Origin of the sequence: Rahnella sp. RFA10(1/100) (assembly GCF_004195115.1) — a bacterium.
Classification (GTDB): domain Bacteria; phylum Pseudomonadota; class Gammaproteobacteria; order Enterobacterales; family Enterobacteriaceae; genus Rahnella; species Rahnella perminowiae.
This window is the reverse complement of sequence record NZ_SEWR01000011.1, coordinates 72150-92406: the sequence shown is the minus strand read 5'-3', so window position 1 is coordinate 92406 and position 20257 is coordinate 72150. Positions and strand designations below refer to the sequence as shown.

The following is a 20257-nucleotide window of genomic DNA, read 5'->3' as shown; positions in this document are numbered from 1 at the left end:
GATGATAGGCTTTGAGTACGAAATGCACCAAAGGCGGCGAATCATACAGAATCTCTGAGTACCGCGCAATGATGTTCATGCATTTCGAAGGACACAGTGTACACTATCTCGTCATTTTTTTATAGTCTGGACCCCCAATGCCTGTTGCCCACGTTGCTTTACCTGTCCCGCTCGCCCGTACTTTTGACTATCTGTTGCCGCCTGATATGCAGGTTTCACCGGGTTGCCGGGTCAGTGTGCCTTTCGGTAAACGTGACGCCATCGGCATCGTGACCAAAGTCAGTGACTTCAGCGAATTTGGCCTGGAAAAACTGAAACCGGTACGGGAAGTCCTCGACAGTGCCAGCCTGTTTACCCCCGATTTGTGGCGCATCCTGTTCTGGGCTGCCGACTATTATCATTATCCGATCGGCGAAGTGCTGTTCCATGCGTTGCCGGTGTTATTACGTCAGGGTAAAGCCGCTGAACTTACGCCGCTGTGGCAATGGTTCGCCACCGAGCAGGGGCGGGCCACGCCGCTCGACAGCCTGAAACGGGCACCCAAACAGCAGCAGGCAATGGCCGCACTGATGCAAAAACCGTTGTATCGTCATCAGGTCGCCGACCTGGATCTTACTGATACCGCCTTGCAGGCACTCCGTGCCAAAGGGCTGACGGATTTACGCAGTATCGCGCCCGCCACGCACGACTGGCGGCTGGATTTCTCGGTGATCGGTGAGCGTTTACGGCTCAATACCGAGCAGGCCACCGCCGTCGGTGCGATCCGCAGTGAAGATCAACAATTTTCCGCCTGGTTGCTGGCCGGTGTGACCGGCTCGGGTAAAACCGAAGTGTATCTGAGTGTGCTGGAAAACATTCTGGCGCAAGGTCGGCAGGCGCTGGTGATGGTGCCGGAAATTGGCCTGACGCCGCAAACCATCGCGCGTTTTCGCGAGCGTTTCAGTGCGCCGGTGGATGTACTCCATTCCGGTCTGAACGACAGCGAACGCCTCGCCGTCTGGCTGCGGGCGCGCAATGGCGAAGCAGGCATTGTGATTGGCACCCGCTCGTCGCTGTTTACGCCGTTTGCACGCCTTGGTGTCATTATCATTGATGAAGAACACGACAGTTCTTATAAGCAGCAGGAAGGCTGGCGCTATCACGCCCGTGATCTGGCGGTATACCGCGCTCACGCTGAAAATATTCCGATTATTATGGGCTCGGCAACCCCGGCTCTGGAAACGCTGCACAATGTTGAACGGGGAAAATATCGCCAGCTCAGACTGACCAAACGAGCCGGAAATGCCAAACTCGCCCGGCAAAATCTGCTGGATTTAAAAGGGTTGCAGCTAAAAGTCGGGCTGTCTCAACCGCTGATCCAGAAAATGCAGGAACACCTGAAGGCCGATAATCAGGTGATGTTGTTCCTCAACCGCCGTGGCTATGCGCCTGCCCTGCTGTGCCATGAGTGCGGCTGGATAGCCGAATGTCAGCGCTGCGATCACTATTACACCCTGCACCAGAATCAGCGTCAGCTGCGCTGCCACCATTGTGACAGTCAGCGCGCCGTGCCGCATCAGTGTCCGCATTGCGGCTCAACACAACTGGTCTCGGTCGGCGTCGGTACAGAACAGCTGGAAAATGAACTGGCACCGTTGTTCCCGGATACGCCTATCACGCGGATTGACCGCGATACCACCAGCCGTAAAGGTTCACTGGAACAGCATCTGAGTGAAGTCCATCGTGGCGGCGCACGTATTCTTATCGGTACGCAAATGCTGGCAAAAGGGCATCACTTCCCTGACGTCACGCTGGTATCACTGCTGGATGTAGACGGTGCCTTGTTCTCAGCGGATTTCCGTTCTGCCGAGCGCTTTGCCCAGCTTTATACGCAGGTGTCAGGCCGTGCCGGTCGCGCAGGTAAGCAAGGGGAAGTGGTATTGCAAACTCACCATCCCGAACATCCTCTACTGCAGGTATTGTTGCAACAGGGCTACGACGAGTTTGCCAGACAGACGCTGGCGGAACGCAAAAGCGTCTTCCTCCCTCCCTATACCAGCCATATTATGATCCGTTCGGAAGACCACGATAATCAGCAATCGGCGCTGTTTCTTCAGCAGTTACGCAATCTGATCGAATCCAGTCCGCTGAAAGATGATTCGCTGTGGATCCTGGGGCCGGTTCCTGCGTTACAAGCCAAACGCAGCGGACGCTTCCGCTGGCAGCTTTTATTGCAGCACCCTTCACGTCGCGTTTTGCAGCATCTGATCAAAAGCTCCCAGCCGCTGATTTTAAGTCTGCCACAAGCCAAAAAAGTGAAATGGACCCTGGATGTCGATCCGATTGATAGCTGATCTCCAAAGCAAATATGCATAAAGAGTCAGGTTTTTTGCGTGATGGATCGAAAAAAGCATCTGCGTCACACTTTTAATGCAAATTAGGTAACAAATCCTACTCACATTCTGTTTAGAATGTGATGAGCTACACATCATGCGTAGCCAGGTGAGGAATGTTGATGTTGTTGTGTCAGTTTGATGCTGTTGCAAGGAGAGAGACGTTGGAGCACAAGAAAGAATTACCCGCCGCAACAATGAAAGATGTGGCTGAACAGGCAGGCGTTTCAACAGCAACCGTATCCCGTGCGTTAATGAATCCGGAGAAAGTCTCCGCCGCGACCCGTCAGAAAGTTGATCAGGCTGTGATGGCCGTAGGGTATTCTCCTCATGCACTGGCCCGCAATCTGAAACGTAATGAATCACGCACTATTCTGGTGATCGTCCCCGACATTTGCGATCCGTTTTTCGCCGACCTGATCCAGGGGATCGAGCGTACAGCCGCCGAAAGCGGTTATCTGGTGTTGATCGGAGATTGTGCTCACCAAAATCAGCAAGAGAAAACCTTTATCAATCTGATTATTACCAAGCAAATTGACGGTATGCTCCTGCTTGGCTCTGATTTACCTTTCGATGCCAGTAAAGAAGAACAACGCAACTTACCGCCGATGGTGATGGCCAATGAATTTGCGCCGGAACTTGAACTGCCGACAGTCCATATTGATAACCTGACAGCCGCGTTCGAAGCCGTGCATTATCTTCTTAAACTGGGGCATCAGCGTATTGCCTGCATCGCCGGCCCGAAACATATGCCGTTGTGCCAGTACCGTTCGCAAGGTTATGTACAGGCACTGCGCCGCAACGGACTGAGTGTCGAGAGTTCGCTGACCATTGATGGCGATTTCAGCTATGAATCGGGGGCGCAAGCCGTCACCGAGCTGATGGCACTGCCCGTCCCGCCGACGGCGATTTTCTGTCACAACGATGTGATGGCGATTGGCGCTATGTTCCAGGCGAAAAAAATGGGTCTGCGCATTCCGCAGGATTTGTCGGTTGTCGGTTTCGATGACATTAAGGCCAGCCAGTATACCGATCCTCCGCTGACCACTGTTGCGCAGCCGAGATTCCAGCTTGGCCGTCAGGCCATGTTATTATTACTTGAGCAGTTACAGGGGAATCCGGTACAAAACGGTTCACTGTTGCTTGATAGCGAGCTGGTGGTGCGGGAAAGCACCGCTGCCCCCAAAGCGTGAGTCCGTTTTTATGTTCTTCGACAGTTTTAGTTTCAGTAAATGTTCAGGGTTGAGTAACATGACGCACTTCTTCATTCATCACGACACAGCGAAACGATAGTGGCACAAAGAGACTATGTAAGCCGTGGGCGCTCAGGAGCGCGGCGGAAAAGTACCAGCCGGAGTAAAAAACGCAGTTCCACGACGATCTCCAAAACCATGGTGGTGTTAGCCGTTGCGGTACTGGTGGTGTTTGTCGGTGGCCTCTATTTTATTGCGCACAATAAACGTGAAGAAGCGACAGTGTTGCCAACGCACGCTGTCCGTCCGGGTAACGGATTGCCGCCTAAGCCGGAAGAACGCTGGCGTTACATTAAAGAATTGGAAAACCGCCAGATGGGCGTGACCACGCCGACAGAACCGACAGCGGGCGGGCAGGTCGAATCCAAAACACAACTGACGCCGGAACAGCGCCAGCTTCTCGAACAGATGCAGGCCGATATGCGCCAGACGCCAACACAGTTGTCTGAAGTGCCGTATAACGACCCTAACCAGGTGGCGCAGGCGCCGGCACATACTCAGCGCCAGGTTCAACAACAGCAGCCAACATACGCACAGCAACAACCAGTGCAAACTCAGCCGCGCCAGGTTCAGCCGCAGCCGACGTATACGCCACAAACGCAGCCGGTACGCGCGCCGCAAGCTCAGGTGCAAGCGCAGCCAAAACCGAAGCCACAGGTTAAAGAGCCGGTGAAAGAAGTACCGAAACCGCAACAGCCAGCCGCCATTACTCAGGCTGAGCCGGAAAAACCAAAAGCACAGGAAAAAACCCAACGCTTTATGGTGCAGTGTGGTTCTTTCAAAGGTACGGAACAGGCAGAATCGCAGCGCGCGAAGCTGGCATTTGAAGGCTTTGAAGGCCGGATCACTACCGGCGGTGGCTGGAACCGCGTGGTGATCGGCCCTTACAACAATCGCTCCGGTGCAGACAACACCTTATCCCGCCTGAAGAGCGCAGGCATCTCCGGTTGCATACCCCTCGCAACCGGGGGTTGAAAACCCGTAATCCTTCCCCAATCTATACTTTCAATATGCCTCGTAAGCTTGTGAGACACCCGACGTGTCCCCCAAGCCTGCGGGGATCTTTTCAGTCTGCAACGAGGAACCGCTCGTGACAACAATTGTAAGTGTACGCCGCAACGGCAAGGTCGTTATCGGTGGTGATGGCCAGGCCACATTGGGAAATACCGTCATGAAGGGCAACGTCAAAAAAGTACGTCGCCTGTATAACGACAAAGTGATTGCGGGCTTTGCTGGCGGCACGGCTGATGCCTTCACGCTGTTTGAGCTGTTCGAGCGCAAGCTGGAAATGCATCAGGGTCATCTGGTGAAAGCTGCCGTTGAACTGGCAAAAGACTGGCGAACCGACCGCATGCTGCGACGTCTGGAAGCCCTGCTGGCCGTCGCGGATGAAAACGCGTCGCTTATCATCAGCGGTAACGGCGATGTTATCCAGCCGGAAAACGACCTGATCGCCATCGGTTCCGGTGGCCCGTATGCCCAGGCCGCGGCACGCGCATTGCTGGAAAATTCCGAGCTTGAAGCGCGCGACATCGTTGAAAAATCGCTGAGCATCGCCGGTGACATCTGCATCTATACCAACCATTTCCACACTATCGAAGAATTATCTTCTAAAGCGTAAGGATCGAAATTATGTCTGAGATGACCCCGCGCGAGATTGTCAGCGAATTAGACAGTTACATCATTGGCCAGGATAAAGCGAAACGCGCCGTGGCCATTGCTTTGCGTAACCGCTGGCGCCGCATGCAGCTCGATGAAGCGCTGCGCCATGAAGTCACCCCGAAAAATATTCTGATGATCGGCCCGACCGGTGTCGGCAAAACCGAAATTGCCCGTCGTCTGGCGAAACTGGCTAACGCGCCGTTCATCAAAGTAGAAGCGACCAAATTCACTGAAGTCGGTTATGTGGGTAAAGAAGTGGATTCTATTATCCGCGACCTGACCGATTCGGCTGTGAAAATGGTGCGTCTGCAAGCTATTGAAAAAAACCGTTATCGTGCTGAAGAACTGGCCGAAGAACGTATTCTGGACGTACTGATCCCGCCGGCTAAAAATAACTGGGGGCAGCCTGACGAAGCGCAGGAACCTTCTGCTGCGCGCCAGAACTTCCGCAAAAAACTGCGTGAAGGCCAGCTCGACGACAAAGAAATTGAAATCAGCCTGGCATCCGGCCCGATTGGCGTTGAAATCATGTCTCCGCCGGGCATGGAAGAAATGACTAATCAGTTGCAGTCGATGTTCCAGAGCATGGGTGCTCAGAAACAGAAACCACGTAAACTGAAAATCAAAGAAGCGCTGAAGCTGCTGATTGAAGAAGAAGCGGCGAAACTGGTGAACCCGGAAGATCTGAAAGAACAGGCGATCGAAGCCGTTGAACAACACGGTATCGTGTTTATCGATGAGATCGACAAAATCTGTAAACGTGGCGGTCAGAGTTCAGGCCCTGACGTATCCCGTGAAGGTGTTCAGCGTGACCTGTTGCCACTGGTGGAAGGCTGCACGGTGTCTACCAAGCATGGCATGGTGAAAACCGATCATATCCTGTTCATCGCGTCCGGCGCATTCCAGACGGCCAGTCCGTCAGACCTGATCCCAGAATTGCAGGGTCGTCTGCCCATTCGTGTGGAACTGCAGGCGCTGTCGACTGAAGACTTCGAACGTATCCTGACCGAGCCAAGTGCTTCGCTGACACATCAGTACAAAGCATTGATGGCGACCGAAGGCGTAACCATTGATTTCACCGCTGACGGTATCCGGCGCATTGCAGAAGCCGCATGGCAGGTAAACGAAACCACAGAGAATATCGGTGCGCGTCGTCTGCACACCGTTCTGGAGCGTCTGATGGAAGATATCTCTTACGACGCCAGCGAAAGTAACGGAATCTCCATAAACATTGATGCAGATTATGTTAGAAGCCACCTTGACCAGCTGGTAGCTGATGAAGATCTGAGCCGTTTTATCTTATAATTTGCTCATACGTTCCGAAAGTGATCTTCAGGGAGGCGTTTGCCTCCCTGATTTTTTTTAGATTTCGGACTGATTCTTCACCTGAGCGAAATCATCTATGAGCATAATCACTTCCTGCACACCGACGACGCCCGCCCGCGCCTGGCTGGAAAGCTTGCGCCCGAAAACCTTGCCACTGGCGTTTGCCTCTATCGTCATGGGTTCTGCCATTGCCAGCCTGCAAAATACCTTCCATCCGCTTATTGCATTGCTGGCACTGCTGACTGCCGGCTGTCTGCAAATCCTGTCGAATCTGGCGAATGACTATGGGGACGCAGAGAAAGGCAGCGATACCCCGGATCGCGTCGGCCCTCTGCGCGGAATGCAAAAGGGGCTGATTACCGCTGCGCAGATGAAGCACGCCATTATCCTGACCATCGCGCTGACCATAATTTGCGGTATCGCGCTCATCGCCGTGGCCTGCCATAAACCCAGTGACGTGGTCGGGTTTTTGGTTCTCGGCTTGCTGTCGATTGGTGCGGCGATTACCTATACCGTCGGCACACGGCCTTATGGCTACATGGGGCTTGGCGATATTTCCGTTCTTATTTTCTTCGGCTGGATCAGTGTCGCGGGGACGTTTTATTTACAGGCAGGCTATTTCGACTGGATCGTGATGCTTCCGGCGACGGCAACCGGTTTGCTCTCCACCGCCGTGCTCAATATCAATAATTTGCGCGATATCGAAACCGACAGTATCAATGGCAAGAATACACTGGCGGTTCGCCTCGGGCCGGTTAACGCCCGCCGTTATCACACTATCATCCTGACCGCCGCCGTGCTGTGTCTGCTCATTTTCTCCGCCGTATACCTGCATCATTGGACCGGCTGGCTGTTTATTCTGGCGATTCCGATGCTGGCGAAACATGTGGCGCGGGTGATGAAATCCACAACATCCACCGAAGTCCGCCCGTTACTGGAACATATGGTAAAAACGGCGTTGCTGACTAACGTCTTATTTGCAGTAGGACTGTTACTCAATTGAACAAAGTTGGCCTGATGTGCGTTTATCAGGTCACTTTTCACATTTAACAATTGATGATTTTGCCAACATCCGCCGGAAAGGGATATACTGAGCATTCATGCAGCAACCAGATGAAAACCTATGAAATACGATACTTCCGAACTTTGCGACATCTACCATGAAGAAGTGAATGTCGTCGAACCCTTGTTCTCCAACTTTGGCGGCCGTACTTCATTTGGCGGGCAAATCACTACCGTGAAATGCTTCGAAGATAATGGCTTGCTTTATGACCTGCTGGAAGAAAACGGCCGTGGCCGTGTGTTAGTGATTGATGGCGGCGGTTCTGTGCGTCGCGCACTGCTGGATGCCGGACTGGCACGCCTCGCGTTCCAGAACGAATGGGAAGGCATCGTGATTTATGGTGCAGTCCGTCAGGTTGACGATCTCGAAGAGTTGGACCTGGGTATTCAGGCGATGGCCGCTATCCCGGCTGGCGCAGGCAGTGAAGGAATCGGCGAAAGCGACATTCGTGTCAATTTCGGCGGCGTCACCTTCTTCTCCGGCGACCATCTTTATGCCGATAATACCGGTATCGTGCTGTCAGAAGACCCGCTCGATATAGAATAATTTTCTTCTGTGCACAACAAAAAAGGACGCCTTGGCGTCCTTTTTTATTTGGAATATGAAGTGATTAAACTTCTTCCATTTTTCCCAACAGTGCACGCAGACGATCCTGCCATACGTGTTGTTCTTCTTTCAGCTGCGCATTTTCACGCACCAGAGACTCATGATTGCCGCTGGCTTGCTGAACTTCCTGAGACAGGGCGTTGTTCTGCTCTTTCAGTTCTTCGATTTCCATCTGCAACAGAGTAATGGTATCGATCGCTTGCTGAACTTTAGCTTCTAATTTCTCAAATACTTCAAATGACATTTTTCGGTCCCCTTATGTTCGCAAGGCGCACATCTTATGTTCTGCCGCATCGTCCGGACACGGCTCAAAAATTCCTGCACTCCGTCGATTTTTATAACGAATTCATCAGAGAATTGCATAAAACCGGCAGGTGTCTTAACGGGTGATTGTATGTAGCCAGCTTTGATCTGTCTACCCGCAACCCCTCTATCCACGCAGTCTGTTGCAATTTTACAGTGCCGGGTATCAGGAAATGCCTAAAAAGCAGCGTCACACGCCAGAAATAGCCTTTAATGCCGAATAACCGTAGCCACCGTAAAACACGTAATAGTGATGCTCGTTTGTCAGCAACGCGCGCTGAAAATGTTAAATCCAGGCCTTTTGGCGCGGCATCATGGCCCGACAATACGCGAAATCGCTCATTTTTATGACGCAACACACAAAATTTGATTTCGCTATTTCTCGTTTATGCTCGTTAACGATAAATTCACATTACGTTCTCATTTAATGATGAACGCCAAAATCCGATTACGTTCACAAACGATATAACAGAAAAACTATAACTAACCATTAACATCATCCTTAGCAGGATCAAACTATGAGCCAAACCATGAGTTCCACATTAAAAGGTCAGTGCATCGCTGAGTTTCTGGGTACCGGGCTTATCATTTTCTTTGGTGCGGGCTGTGTCGCAGCAATGAAACTTGCCGGGGCAACCTTTGGCCAGTGGGAAATCAGTATCATCTGGGGTCTGGGTGTGGCAATGGCCATCTACCTGACAGCCGCCATCTCCGGTGCACACCTGAATCCGGCGGTGACCGTTGCACTTTGTTTGTTTGCAAACTTTGAAGGACGCAAAGTTCTGCCTTACATCGTGGCACAGGTCGCCGGTGCTTTTTGCGCCGCTGCACTGGTTTATGGCCTTTACTACAATCTGTTCTTCGATTTTGAGCAAAGCCACAATATGGTCCGCGGCAGCGTCGAAAGTCTGGATCTGGCCGGTATTTTCTCTACCTATCCGAACCCGCACATCAGCGTATTGCAGGCGTTTCTGGTAGAAACGGTGATTACAGCCATTCTGATGGCGTTAATCCTCGGCCTGACTGATGATGGCAACGGTATTCCACGTGGCCCGCTGGCACCGCTGCTTATCGGTATCCTGATCGCGGTTATCGGTGCATCCATGGGGCCACTGACCGGATTCGCCCTGAACCCGGCCCGTGACTTCGGTCCGAAAGTGTTCGCCTTCTTCGCTGGCTGGGGCAAGGTTGCCTTCACCGGTGCGCGCGATATTCCTTATTTCCTGGTGCCAATTTTTGGCCCGTTGCTCGGGGCTTCTCTGGGTGCCATCGCCTACAAGGCGCTGATTGGTCGCCATTTGCCAAATCAGATTAATGAACCGGCAGAAGAAAAAGCACCTCAGCCATCCAAACAACGTAAGGCCTGATCGGCTAAACTGTTCCACAGCTTACTCATTCGTAGGATGAATATTATGTCAGCAGATACGACTCACGAAAAAAAATACATTGTTGCACTCGACCAGGGTACAACCAGTTCACGCGCCGTAGTTCTGGATCACGATGCCAATATCGTCAGCGTGGCACAACGCGAGTTCACCCAGATCTACCCGAAATCGGGCTGGGTTGAGCATGACCCGATGGAAATCTGGGCATCGCAAAGCTCGGTGCTGGTGGAAGTGTTGGCAAAAGCCGACATTAATTCCGATCAGATTGCCGGTATCGGTATCACCAACCAGCGCGAAACCACCATTGTGTGGGAAAAAGAAACTGGCAAGCCAATCTATAATGCGATTGTCTGGCAATGCCGCCGCACTGCTGACATCTGCGAAACGCTGAAAAAAGACGGTCTGGAAGAATACATTCGCCACAACACCGGCCTGGTTATCGACCCGTACTTCTCCGGTACCAAACTGAAATGGATCCTCGACCACGTTGAAGGTTCACGTGAACGCGCTAAACGCGGCGAACTGCTGTTCGGCACCGTCGACACCTGGTTGGTCTGGAAAATGACGCAGGGTCGTGTTCACGTGACGGATTACACTAACGCCTCACGTACCATGTTGTTCAACATCCATGACCTTCAATGGGATGAGCGTATGCTTGAAGCGCTGGATATTCCGCGTGAAATGCTGCCGGAAGTTCGCCCTTCTTCTGAGATTTACGGCCAGACCAACATCGGGGGTAAAGGCGGTACGCGTATCCCTATCGCCGGTATCGCCGGTGACCAGCAGGCGGCCCTGTATGGCCAGCTGTGTGTCCAACCGGGTATGGCGAAAAATACCTACGGCACCGGTTGCTTCCTGCTGATGAATACCGGTACTGAAGCGGTAGCGTCTAAAAATGGTTTGCTGACTACCATCGCCTGCGGTCCGCGCGGCGAAGTGAACTATGCGCTGGAAGGTGCTGTGTTTGTCGGCGGTGCGTCCATTCAGTGGCTGCGAGATGAACTGAAGCTTTTCAGCGATGCAACCGACTCCGAATATTTCTCCATGAAAGTGAAAGACACCAATGGTGTTTACGTGGTGCCCGCCTTCACCGGCCTCGGCGCGCCTTATTGGGACCCGTATGCCCGCGGCGCTATCTTCGGTCTGAGCCGTGGTGCGAACAGTAACCACATTATCCGCGCGACGTTGGAATCTATCGCCTACCAGACCCGCGACGTGCTGGATGCGATGCAGGCCGACTCAGGCGCTCGTCTGCAGGCGCTGCGAGTGGATGGCGGTGCGGTTGCCAATAATTTCCTGATGCAATTCCAGTCAGACATTCTCGGCACCCGTGTAGAGCGCCCGGAAGTGCTGGAAGTGACCGCGCTGGGTTCTGCCTACCTCGCCGGTCTGGCCGTCGGTTTCTGGAGCGATCTGGAAGAGGTGCGCAGCAAAGCAACTATCGAACGTGAATTCCGCCCAAGCATTGAAACGACGGAACGTAATGTCCGCTATAAAGGCTGGCAAAAAGCGGTGGCACGTGTTCGTTCCTGGGAAGATCACGACGAGTAATCGCCGGGTATTTTATCGCCAACACCTCTTTCTGAAACTCCCCGCCTGGGGAGTTTTTTTATGTGCCTTTTCCCATTGTGCTAAAATCTGCGGCACAGATGAGCCTCGTCTCACCGACCTCTTTTTTCTTTCTACAGGCTTTCCAATGAAACGTGAATTAGCAATCGAGTTCTCCCGCGTGACCGAAGCTGCTGCGCTGGCTGGTTACAAATGGCTGGGGCGTGGTGATAAAAACCTTGCCGATAATGCTGCCGTTCAGTCCATGCGTATCATGCTCAATAAAGTTGATATTGATGGCACCATCGTGATTGGTGAGGGGGAAATTGATGAAGCGCCGATGTTATACATCGGCGAAAAAGTCGGTACCGGCAATGGCGATGCGGTAGATATTGCTGTCGACCCGATTGAAGGCACACGTATGACGGCCATGGGGCAATCCAACGCGCTGGCCGTGCTGGCCGTGGGCGACAAAGGTTCCTTCCTCAATGCGCCGGACATGTACATGGAAAAAATTGCCGTCGGGCCGGGCGCGAAAGGAGCGATTGATCTGCAACTGACACTGGCTGAAAACCTCGCAAATATTGCGAAGGCGCTGAATAAGCCGCTCACCGAACTGACTGTCGCGGTTTTAGCGAAACCACGCCACGACGATGCGATCCGCGAAATGCTGGCGTCAGGCGTGCGAGTGTTCGCGTTTCCGGACGGTGATGTGGCGGCGACGATCCTGACCTGTATGCCGGAAAGCGAAGTGGATGTGCTGTATGGCATCGGCGGCGCACCGGAAGGGGTAATTTCTGCCGCCGTAATCCGCGCACTGGATGGCGATATGCAGGGCCGGCTACTGGCACGGCATGACGTGAAAGGCGATACACCGGAAAACCGTCGTATCGGCGAAGAAGAGCTGACGCGCTGTAAAGTGATGGGAATTGAAGCCGGTAAGGTGCTGCTGCTTGATGATATGGCGCGTAACGATAACGTGATTTTCTCCGCGACCGGTATTACTAAAGGCGACCTGCTGGAAGGCATCAGCCGTCAGGGGAACATGGCGACCACCGAAACACTGTTGATACGGGGTAAATCACGCACTATCCGCCGTATCCGCTCCACCCATTACCTCGACCGTAAAGACGCGGCGTTGCACGCATTTATTATCTGATCATTCCTTCCGGTCATCAAAAAGCAGGGCCATCAGCGCCCTGCTTTTGCACTATCAGGCCGTATGCCCTTCATGCTGACTGCGGTTCGACATCGGCCACCAGCACAGCAAAATCAGCACTGCCATGGCAAACATCAGTAACCCGAGACTGAACTGACCGGTTTGCGGCAGCATTGCTGACATCCAGGCTACCAGCCCTGAACCCATATTCTGTAAACCACCGACCAGAGCACCCGCAGCGCCTGCCAGATACGGGAAAGGCTCCATTGCGCCGGTGGTCGCCAGCGGGAATAACATACCCGCGCCGAAGAAGAACAGCGAAGCTGGCACCACCAGCGTCCAGATATTCATGATACCCAGCCAGCCGGGGATCCACATCGCCAGACCAGCCAGCAGACAACTGATGACCGAATGCCACATCAGTTGCTGGAAACTTTTCTCTGTACGCCCGGCATACCAGGCACCAAAGAAAGCTGCCGGGATCGGCAGGATAAACAGGACGCTGACCATCACACCGCTCAGCCCGAGAACGCCGCCCATCAGCACTCCGCAACTGGCTTCAAACACCGCCACGCCGGCCAGCGCACCGACCAGCATCACCAGATAACGGCTGAAATTGGCATCGGCCAGCAATAAACGCAGACTGCCCAGCATTTTGCGCGGCGGATGATCGGCAGTGAATTCAGGACGGGTTTCCGGCAACCAGCGGTACATCGAAAAAGCCACTCCTGCGCACAGGATAAGCAGAAACCCAAAACTTGCACGCCAGCCCAGCCACGCCGACAAAGCGCCGCCGATCACCGGTGCCAGCAGAGGACTGACCAGAATGCCCATGTTCAGCAGACTGTTGGCATGGCGTAACGCGCCGCCGCTGTATAAATCACGTGGCATGGTTCGCGCCATCACACCTGCTACGCCGGTGCCCAGCCCCTGAATGGCTGCAAAAGCGATCAGCATATTCAGGCTCGTTGACATCATCGCGCCCGCCGCGCCAAGCAGGAAAATTATCAGGCCGGTCAGGATCACCGGTTTACGGCCAACGTTATCGGAAAGCGGACCATAAACCAGTTGCGAGCCGCCGTATGTCAGCAGATATGCCGCCATTACCCGCTGCACGGCACCGGGTTTTACGGCAAGACTGGCGGCCATGTCCGCAATATTCGGCACATAAATGGTCTGTGCCATTTGCCCGACAGCCACCAGCAAAATGAGCATAATAAGCAGGTGAATATTTTCCAGTTTTTTCATTTTTCAGTTCATTATCGGATAAGTATGGAAAAGAGCAGAATAAATAACCCATCATTTCAGCCAGACACCGGCGGCGCATAAGTTAACAAATTAAGATGAATAAGCGAGTACTGCGGGGAAGACTTCTGTCAGTTCGCTGGCAGCGGCGGGAACCACTTCTGTAACGCTGGGTGTACAGAAATCGATACTGACTAACCGGTAATAAACAGGCTGATAACATTTAACCGATACGGGATCGGGAAAATTTGAAATAAAATCAGGACATAATTTCGCACCACGTGAACAAACCAGAAACCACGGGAGTTTTTTATGGCTGATTGGGTGACAGGAAAAGTCAAAAAAGTTGAACACTGGACTGACAGTTTGTTCAGCATCACGGTCAATGCGCCCGTTGACCCTTTTACCGCAGGCCAGTTCGCCAAACTTTCACTGGATATTGACGGTGAGCGGGTTCAGCGCGCTTATTCCTATGTGAATCCGCCCTCAAGCGGTGAGCTGGAATTCTATCTGGTCAACGTGCCGGAAGGAAAACTCAGCCCGCATCTGCATGTGATGCAGCCCGGAGATGAAATCAACATCACCAGGGAAGCCGCCGGATTTTTCGTCATTGAAGAAGTGCCCGAATGCGAAACCTTATGGATGCTGGCAACGGGCACCGCCATCGGGCCGTATCTGTCGATTTTACAGGAAGGTACGGGGCTGGAACGGTTCAAAAATATTGTTCTGGTTCATGCGGCACGCTTTGCTGCCGATCTGAGTTATCTGCCGTTGATGCAGCAACTGCAACGCCGTTATGAAGGCAAACTGCATATACAGACCGTGGTCAGTCGCGAGGAAATTTCAGGCTCGCTGACCGGGCGAGTTCCTGCGCTGATTGAAAGCGGTGCGCTGGAAGCAGCTGTCGGCCTGAAAATGCTGGCAGAGGACAGCCACGTGATGTTGTGCGGCAATCCGCAGATGGTTCGCGATACACAGCAGTTACTCAAAGACACGCGGGGTATGCGCAAACACCTCAAACGTAAACCGGGTCATATGACCAGCGAGCATTACTGGTAAGCAGTGACTGAAAACTAGCGAAATTTAACGTCGTCCGGTTCCGGGCCAAAACGATTTGTGCCCGGCGTGCCGGTAAACGCACCGCAGTCGATCAGCAACATAATGAAAATCACTGAAGGCGCCAGCCGTCCCAGAACCCAGCTCCATATCTGCGGCATCGCCGCTGCCCAGTTCCCCGCCACCAGCATCCACGCCAGCACAAACAACAGCGCCCACCAGGCAGATTTATTACGGTCATGTAATCTTTTCACCAGCACAGCCGCCGTCGGCCACAGTAAAACCACCAGCGCGAATCCGGCGGACTGATAGGTAATCCATTCCTGTGCGGCAAAAAAGAAGTCAGCCACCATCAGGATCAGCCAGCTGACCATCCACATCCAGAAATCACGTCGGCCCAGGCGGCCGTTAAAAGAAAATAGTGCATGCTGTAACGTCATTGACAGTCCGTTCCGTAAAGTACAATGGGAGTAAATTGTTAAACCAGCCGGAGTGTACCCCACGGACAACAACGACGAGAATCTTTACGCACTCCTTTTGACATTACCCCCCGTTCCCCGCTTTAATCGGTTTGTTGAAATAAAATAAGAAACGCCCTATGACTGTTGCTCAATCCTTATTACGACTGGCACTTCCCGCGCTGCTTATGCTCACCGGCCAGAATATTGCACTGGCCGATCCGCCGGCAGAGCACGCCGGCGCGGAAGAAATGCCAAAAGCCCCTTACCTGCTTGCCGGTGCGCCAACCTTTGAAACGACGCTGATCAATTTTCGCGCCAGATATAATGAAGCTAATCCGACTCAGCAGATTGGCGAGTTCCGTTCTATCAGCGATAAGTCTCCCAACAGTTTCCTGACCCGCGCTGCCAGCAAAATTAACGAAAATCTGTATGCGTCGACCGCGCTGGAAAAAGGCACCGGCAAAATAAAAACGCTGCAAATTACTTACCTGCCGATTCAGGGGGCTGAAGAAAAAGCCGCTCGCACCCTGGCGATAAGCTATATGGCCAACCTGATGCGTCAGTTCGACGCCACACTATCCACTGAGCAAAGCGTGGCGAGAGTGGCTTCTCTGATCGAGAAAGGCAAAGGTCAGCAGTTTTATAAGCAGGAAGTAGGCGCAGTACGTTTTGTCATTTCAGACAATGGCGAAAAAGGTCTGACATTCGCCGTTGAACCGGTCAAGCTGGCGCTTGCTGAGCCATGAGATGACGGTTTTTAATGACAAAAAGCAAAGCCTTTATGACCAATGATCTCTATACTGTTGCACAGGTAATCTGCTTATTTGGCAGAAATTTTAATCGACACTCGCGTCCCCTTTTGGAGGAAAAAACATGCGACATCCATTAGTGATGGGTAACTGGAAGCTTAACGGCAGCACCCACATGGTTAACGAACTGATTGCTGCTCTGCGTACTGAACTGAGCACAGTTGTAGGTTGTGGCGTTGCAATTGCTCCACCAGAAGTTTACCTGTCACAGGCTAAACACGCTCTGGCTGGCAGCCGTATTGCGCTGGGTGCTCAGAACGTTGATGCGAACCTGTCCGGCGCATTCACTGGTGAAATCTCTGCCGACATGCTGAAAGACATCGGTGCGAAATACATCATCATCGGTCACTCAGAACGCCGCACTTACCACAAAGAAAGCGACGAGTTCATCGCGAAAAAATTCGGTGTGCTGAAAGACGCTGGCCTGACTCCTGTTCTGTGCATCGGTGAAACCGAAGCAGAAAACGAAGCAGGCAAGACTGAAGCCGTTTGCGCGAAACAACTGGATGCGGTGCTGAACACTCTGGGTGCAAAAGCATTCGAAGGCGCTGTTATCGCTTACGAACCTGTCTGGGCGATCGGTACCGGCAAGTCTGCCACCCCGGCTCAGGCTCAGGCGGTTCACAAATTCATCCGTGACCATATCGCAAAACAAGATGCTGCGGTTGCAGAGCAAGTGATCATCCAGTACGGCGGTTCTGTTAACGCGGCCAATGCTGCTGAACTGTTCACCCAGCCAGACATCGATGGCGCGCTGGTTGGCGGTGCGTCACTGAAAGCAGATGCTTTTGCTGTGATCGTCAAAGCCGCTGCTGAAGCTAAACAAGCGTAAGCTGTTTCTTCCGCACAATAAAAAACCCCGGCATGCCGGGGTTTTTTATTGTCTGTAAAAGCGCGATTAACGTTTGGTGATTTGGTCGAAAATTCCGTCGGTCGCGAAATGGTCTTTCTGCGCCTGAGCCCAGGTACCTGCAACCTGATCAATGGTGAACAGTTTCAGTTTCGGGAATTCAGCCGCGAATTTCTTCTCGACTTGCGGATCACGCGGACGGTAATAGTTTTCTGCTGCGATGGTCTGGCCTTCCGGTGAATACAGGTACTTCAGGTAGGCATCCGCCACTGTACGGGTGCCACGCTTATCCACCACTTTATCGACTACGGAAACCGTTGGCTCCGCCAATATTGATTCGCTTGGCGTGACGATTTCAAACTTGTCTTTGCCGACTTCTTTGGTCGCCAGCAGCGCTTCGTTTTCCCATGCGATCAGCACATCACCGATACCGCGCTCAACGAAGGTGTTGGTTGCGCCACGAGCACCGGAATCCAACACTTCCACGTTTTTATACAATGCTTTCACGAAATCCTGAGCCTTCGCTTTGTCATTGTTGTTGTGATGCAACGCATAACCCCAGGCAGCCAGATAGTTCCAGCGTGCGCCGCCAGACGTTTTAGGATTCGGCGTAATCACCGACACACCCGGTTTGATCAAATCATTCCAGTCATGAATTTGTTTCGGATTACCTTTACGCACCAGGAACACAATGGTAGACGTATACGGCGCAGAATTGTCCGGCAGGCGGGTGATCCAGTTTTTATCAATACGACCGCGCTCGGCAATGGCATCAACGTCATAAGCCAGCGCCAGTGTCACTACATCCGCTTCAATGCCATTAATAACTGACGTAGCCTGTTTGCCTGAGCCGCCATGCGACTGGCGCACAGTAACCGTATCACCGGTTTTACCCTGCCAGTATTTGCTGAACGCCTTATTATATTGTTCATAGAACTCACGGGTTGGATCGTATGACACGTTCAGAATCTGAATATCTTTGGCAATCGCTCCCGTTGCTACCAACAGTAATCCCAAACCTGCAGCCCATTTACGCATCGTACTCTCCCGAAATAGTTTCTATGGATTTCATTTATTTGTTCGTTAAAGAGAGCGTGCCAGATAAAAATGAAACACATAAAGAATAAAAGGTTTTTTTCTATTACTTTATGGAATAAACAAAAGGCGGGCGAAAAAAAACCTCCCGCCAGGGAGGTTCTTCTAAACACGCAATAAACTGAATCAGAAAAGTTTTTTCGCCGTGTCGTACCAGTCTTCTTTGAACTTGCTTTTCTTGTTCTCTGGCGCGATACAAATCGAGATTAATTCGTGAACCATTTTCTCGTTTTCTACACCCACACAGAAACCGCCCTGAGAATAGTCGCGGTCTTCTTCCAGCAGCAGGTCAACAGCATAAGCGCCCATGCGGGAAGCCAGGATACGGTCATAAGCGACCGGTGCTCCGCCACGCTGAATATGGCCTAAGACAGTGCCACGCGTTTCACGACAGGTTTCTTTCTCGATGTATTTAGCCAGTTCTTCGATGTTATCTAACTTCTCGGTGATGGCGACAATCGCGTGTTTTTTACCTTTCGCGATACCGGCTTTGATTTCAGCAACCAGATCATCACGTTTAAATTCAACTTCAGGGATAGCGATAAATTCACACCCCCCGGCAATCGCTGCCGCTAAAGTCAAATCACCGCAATAGCGGCCCATCACTTCAACAATAGAGATACGCTGGTGTGAGGATGAGGTATCACGTAAACGGTCAATCGCCTCAACCACAGTGCCTAATGCGGTGAAAAAACCGATAGTGTAGTCAGTCCCGGCAACATCGTTATCGATGGTACCTGGCAGGCCGATACAACGGATGCCACCTTCTTTCGTCAGCAGGTCTGCACCCGCATATGAACCGTCACCGCCGATAACCACCAGGCCATCAATACCGCGGTCTTTCATATTCTGTAGGGCAACTTTACGCATTTCTGGATCACGGAATTCCGGAAAACGTGCTGAACCCAGGAAAGTACCACCACGGTTGATCATATCGGAGACGCTGTAACGATCCAGTTTGCGCATGCGGTTTTCATACATGCCGAGGTAGCCATCTTCAATACCGTAGACTTCCAAATCTGCAGATAAAGCGGCGCGGACAACGCCACGGATCGCAGCATTCATGCCTGGGGCATCGCCACCACTTGTCAGTACACCAATTTTTTTGATCATGACTACCTCTGAACTTGTAGATGCAATTTCTTAAGAATCTTGAGCCAGCCTGTTGGGCGAATTTTTCTTATGCAGCCAAAAGGGCTTATTAGCGTTTGAGCCTATAGTATAACAAAACACCGGTGCTGAATTGATTCAAGTCAGCAAGAATACGCATACACCGCTCGGTACATCGCAATTTACTGATTCATACGGCTTTTACAAGATATTTCCCGTTCGTTACGCGCAGATTTCCACCTTGTTAATTTCCTATTTGCAGATCCCACCAAAATTGAAGGCAAAAAAAACCCCACCTTTCGGTGGGGGAAGACAGGGATGGTGTCTATGGCAAGGAAAAACAGGGATCTTACTCGGTCGTGCTGGTACTACTCGTCTTCTGGGCAGAAGAGGGCTGTAATCCAGATAACTGCATTTGCATCTGTTTCATGCGCTGCTCGTGTTTCTGGTTCAATACATTTTTTTGCTCAGGGGTCAGCAGATTAAACATCTGGTTGCGGATGCGGGCCATTTCGACCTGACGATCCACCTGCTCCTGAGCCATCAATTCAGCTTGCGCACGGACGGCGGCCTGATCGAACTTTTCGGCGGTAACCAATCGGTGCATCGTTTCTATCTGTTCTACATTTACATTAGGCAAATCTTTTCGAGCCTGGTGCATCAGGTCACGCATTTGCTGGCGCTGCTGTTCAGTGAGATTAACACCATCAAACATAGTGTTGCGTTCCAGAGGCTTCTCCAACATCGTGCTATCATGTTCTGCTGGCATCGCCGACACTGGTTTTGCGCCATCTGCTAAAACGACACCTGAACTGAGTGTCAGAAGCGTGGCCAAACCAAATGAAGCTGCCTTAAACATCACATACTCCTAAAGTCTTTATCGCTTCATCGCGAATCATTGAAAAGCAGTCTAAACCTGCTGCTGCAAACAAGCGTCAGTGCTTGTAAAAGTAC

19 protein-coding genes are annotated in these 20257 nt (G+C 52.1%); 13 read left to right on the top strand and 6 right to left on the bottom strand.

All coding sequences use genetic code 11. The features are described 5' to 3' along the window. Positions 1-137: 137 nt before the first annotated feature. From priA to rraA, 7 genes are all read left to right on the top strand, one after another. Positions 138-2333 carry a primosomal protein N' gene (priA, locus tag ETV65_RS22775; protein ID WP_129955314.1) on the top strand — a complete coding sequence of 732 codons (2196 nt, stop codon included), beginning with the start codon at positions 138-140 and terminating at the stop codon, positions 2331-2333. Positions 2334-2536: 203 nt separating this feature from the next. Further along, on the top strand, positions 2537-3565 hold the full coding sequence (cytR, locus tag ETV65_RS22770) for a DNA-binding transcriptional regulator CytR (RefSeq protein ID WP_129955312.1): 1029 nt from the start codon (positions 2537-2539) through the stop codon (positions 3563-3565). A 99-nt stretch (positions 3566-3664) separates the two neighbouring features. Continuing rightward, on the top strand, positions 3665-4600 hold the full coding sequence (gene ftsN, locus ETV65_RS22765) for a cell division protein FtsN (RefSeq protein WP_129955310.1): 936 nt from the start codon (positions 3665-3667) through the stop codon (positions 4598-4600). 115 nt (positions 4601-4715) lie between these two features. Next, positions 4716-5246, top strand: a complete 531-nt coding sequence (gene hslV / locus ETV65_RS22760) for an ATP-dependent protease subunit HslV (RefSeq protein ID WP_015699184.1) — start codon at positions 4716-4718, stop codon at positions 5244-5246. Between the two features lie 11 nt (positions 5247-5257). Continuing rightward, complete coding sequence (hslU, locus tag ETV65_RS22755; RefSeq protein ID WP_129955308.1) at positions 5258-6592, top strand: HslU--HslV peptidase ATPase subunit; 1335 nt, start codon at positions 5258-5260, stop codon at positions 6590-6592. Positions 6593-6689: 97 nt separating this feature from the next. Further along, positions 6690-7616, top strand: a complete 927-nt coding sequence (locus tag ETV65_RS22750) for a 1,4-dihydroxy-2-naphthoate polyprenyltransferase (protein ID WP_129955307.1) — start codon at positions 6690-6692, stop codon at positions 7614-7616. A 120-nt stretch (positions 7617-7736) separates the two neighbouring features. Further along, positions 7737-8222 (top strand): ribonuclease E activity regulator RraA, encoded by a 486-nt coding sequence (gene rraA, locus ETV65_RS22745; RefSeq protein ID WP_129955306.1) that lies wholly within the window; start codon positions 7737-7739, stop codon positions 8220-8222. A gap of 64 nt (positions 8223-8286) precedes the next feature. On the opposite strand, the gene zapB is transcribed toward rraA, so the two are convergent. Continuing rightward, entirely contained in the window at positions 8287-8526 is a 240-nt protein-coding gene (gene zapB / locus ETV65_RS22740) for a septal ring assembly protein ZapB (protein ID WP_129955305.1), read from the bottom strand. Between the two features lie 577 nt (positions 8527-9103). Here zapB and ETV65_RS22735 point away from each other — a divergent pair. From ETV65_RS22735 to glpX, 3 genes are all read left to right on the top strand, one after another. Beyond that, positions 9104-9952, top strand: a complete 849-nt coding sequence (locus ETV65_RS22735; protein WP_129955304.1) for an MIP/aquaporin family protein — start codon at positions 9104-9106, stop codon at positions 9950-9952. Between the two features lie 45 nt (positions 9953-9997). Then, on the top strand, positions 9998-11521 hold the full coding sequence (gene glpK / locus ETV65_RS22730) for a glycerol kinase GlpK (RefSeq protein WP_129955303.1): 1524 nt from the start codon (positions 9998-10000) through the stop codon (positions 11519-11521). Positions 11522-11666: 145 nt separating this feature from the next. After that, positions 11667-12677 (top strand): class II fructose-bisphosphatase, encoded by a 1011-nt coding sequence (gene glpX, locus ETV65_RS22725; protein WP_129955302.1) that lies wholly within the window; start codon positions 11667-11669, stop codon positions 12675-12677. 54 nt (positions 12678-12731) lie between these two features. Here glpX and emrD read toward each other — a convergent pair whose 3' ends face one another. Beyond that, on the bottom strand, positions 12732-13925 hold the full coding sequence (emrD, locus tag ETV65_RS22720) for a multidrug efflux MFS transporter EmrD (RefSeq protein WP_129955301.1): 1194 nt from the start codon (positions 13923-13925) through the stop codon (positions 12732-12734). Between the two features lie 309 nt (positions 13926-14234). Between emrD and fpr the strand changes: the two genes are divergently transcribed. Continuing rightward, the gene (gene fpr / locus ETV65_RS22715) at positions 14235-14981 is read left to right on the top strand and encodes a ferredoxin--NADP(+) reductase (protein WP_129955300.1); all 747 of its coding nucleotides are present in this window, start codon (positions 14235-14237) and stop codon (positions 14979-14981) included. 14 nt (positions 14982-14995) lie between these two features. On the opposite strand, the gene ETV65_RS22710 is transcribed toward fpr, so the two are convergent. Further along, complete coding sequence (locus ETV65_RS22710) at positions 14996-15418, bottom strand: DUF805 domain-containing protein (protein WP_129955299.1); 423 nt, start codon at positions 15416-15418, stop codon at positions 14996-14998. A gap of 158 nt (positions 15419-15576) precedes the next feature. Here ETV65_RS22710 and ETV65_RS22705 point away from each other — a divergent pair, with 158 nt between their 5' ends. Then, positions 15577-16185, top strand: coding sequence for a DUF1454 family protein (locus ETV65_RS22705; protein WP_129955298.1), 609 nt, complete (start codon positions 15577-15579; stop codon positions 16183-16185). Between the two features lie 127 nt (positions 16186-16312). Beyond that, a complete protein-coding gene (gene tpiA, locus ETV65_RS22700; protein ID WP_129955297.1) occupies positions 16313-17080 on the top strand; it encodes a triose-phosphate isomerase in 768 nt (255 codons plus the stop codon). 66 nt (positions 17081-17146) lie between these two features. On the opposite strand, the gene ETV65_RS22695 is transcribed toward tpiA, so the two are convergent. The 3 genes from ETV65_RS22695 to cpxP form a co-directional block, all read right to left on the bottom strand. After that, positions 17147-18136 (bottom strand): sulfate ABC transporter substrate-binding protein, encoded by a 990-nt coding sequence (locus ETV65_RS22695; RefSeq protein WP_129955296.1) that lies wholly within the window; start codon positions 18134-18136, stop codon positions 17147-17149. Between the two features lie 183 nt (positions 18137-18319). Then, the gene (gene pfkA / locus ETV65_RS22690) at positions 18320-19306 is read right to left on the bottom strand and encodes a 6-phosphofructokinase (protein WP_015699196.1); all 987 of its coding nucleotides are present in this window, start codon (positions 19304-19306) and stop codon (positions 18320-18322) included. A 346-nt stretch (positions 19307-19652) separates the two neighbouring features. Next, the gene (gene cpxP, locus ETV65_RS22685) at positions 19653-20162 is read right to left on the bottom strand and encodes a cell-envelope stress modulator CpxP (protein WP_129955295.1); all 510 of its coding nucleotides are present in this window, start codon (positions 20160-20162) and stop codon (positions 19653-19655) included. Positions 20163-20257 lie beyond the last annotated feature (95 nt).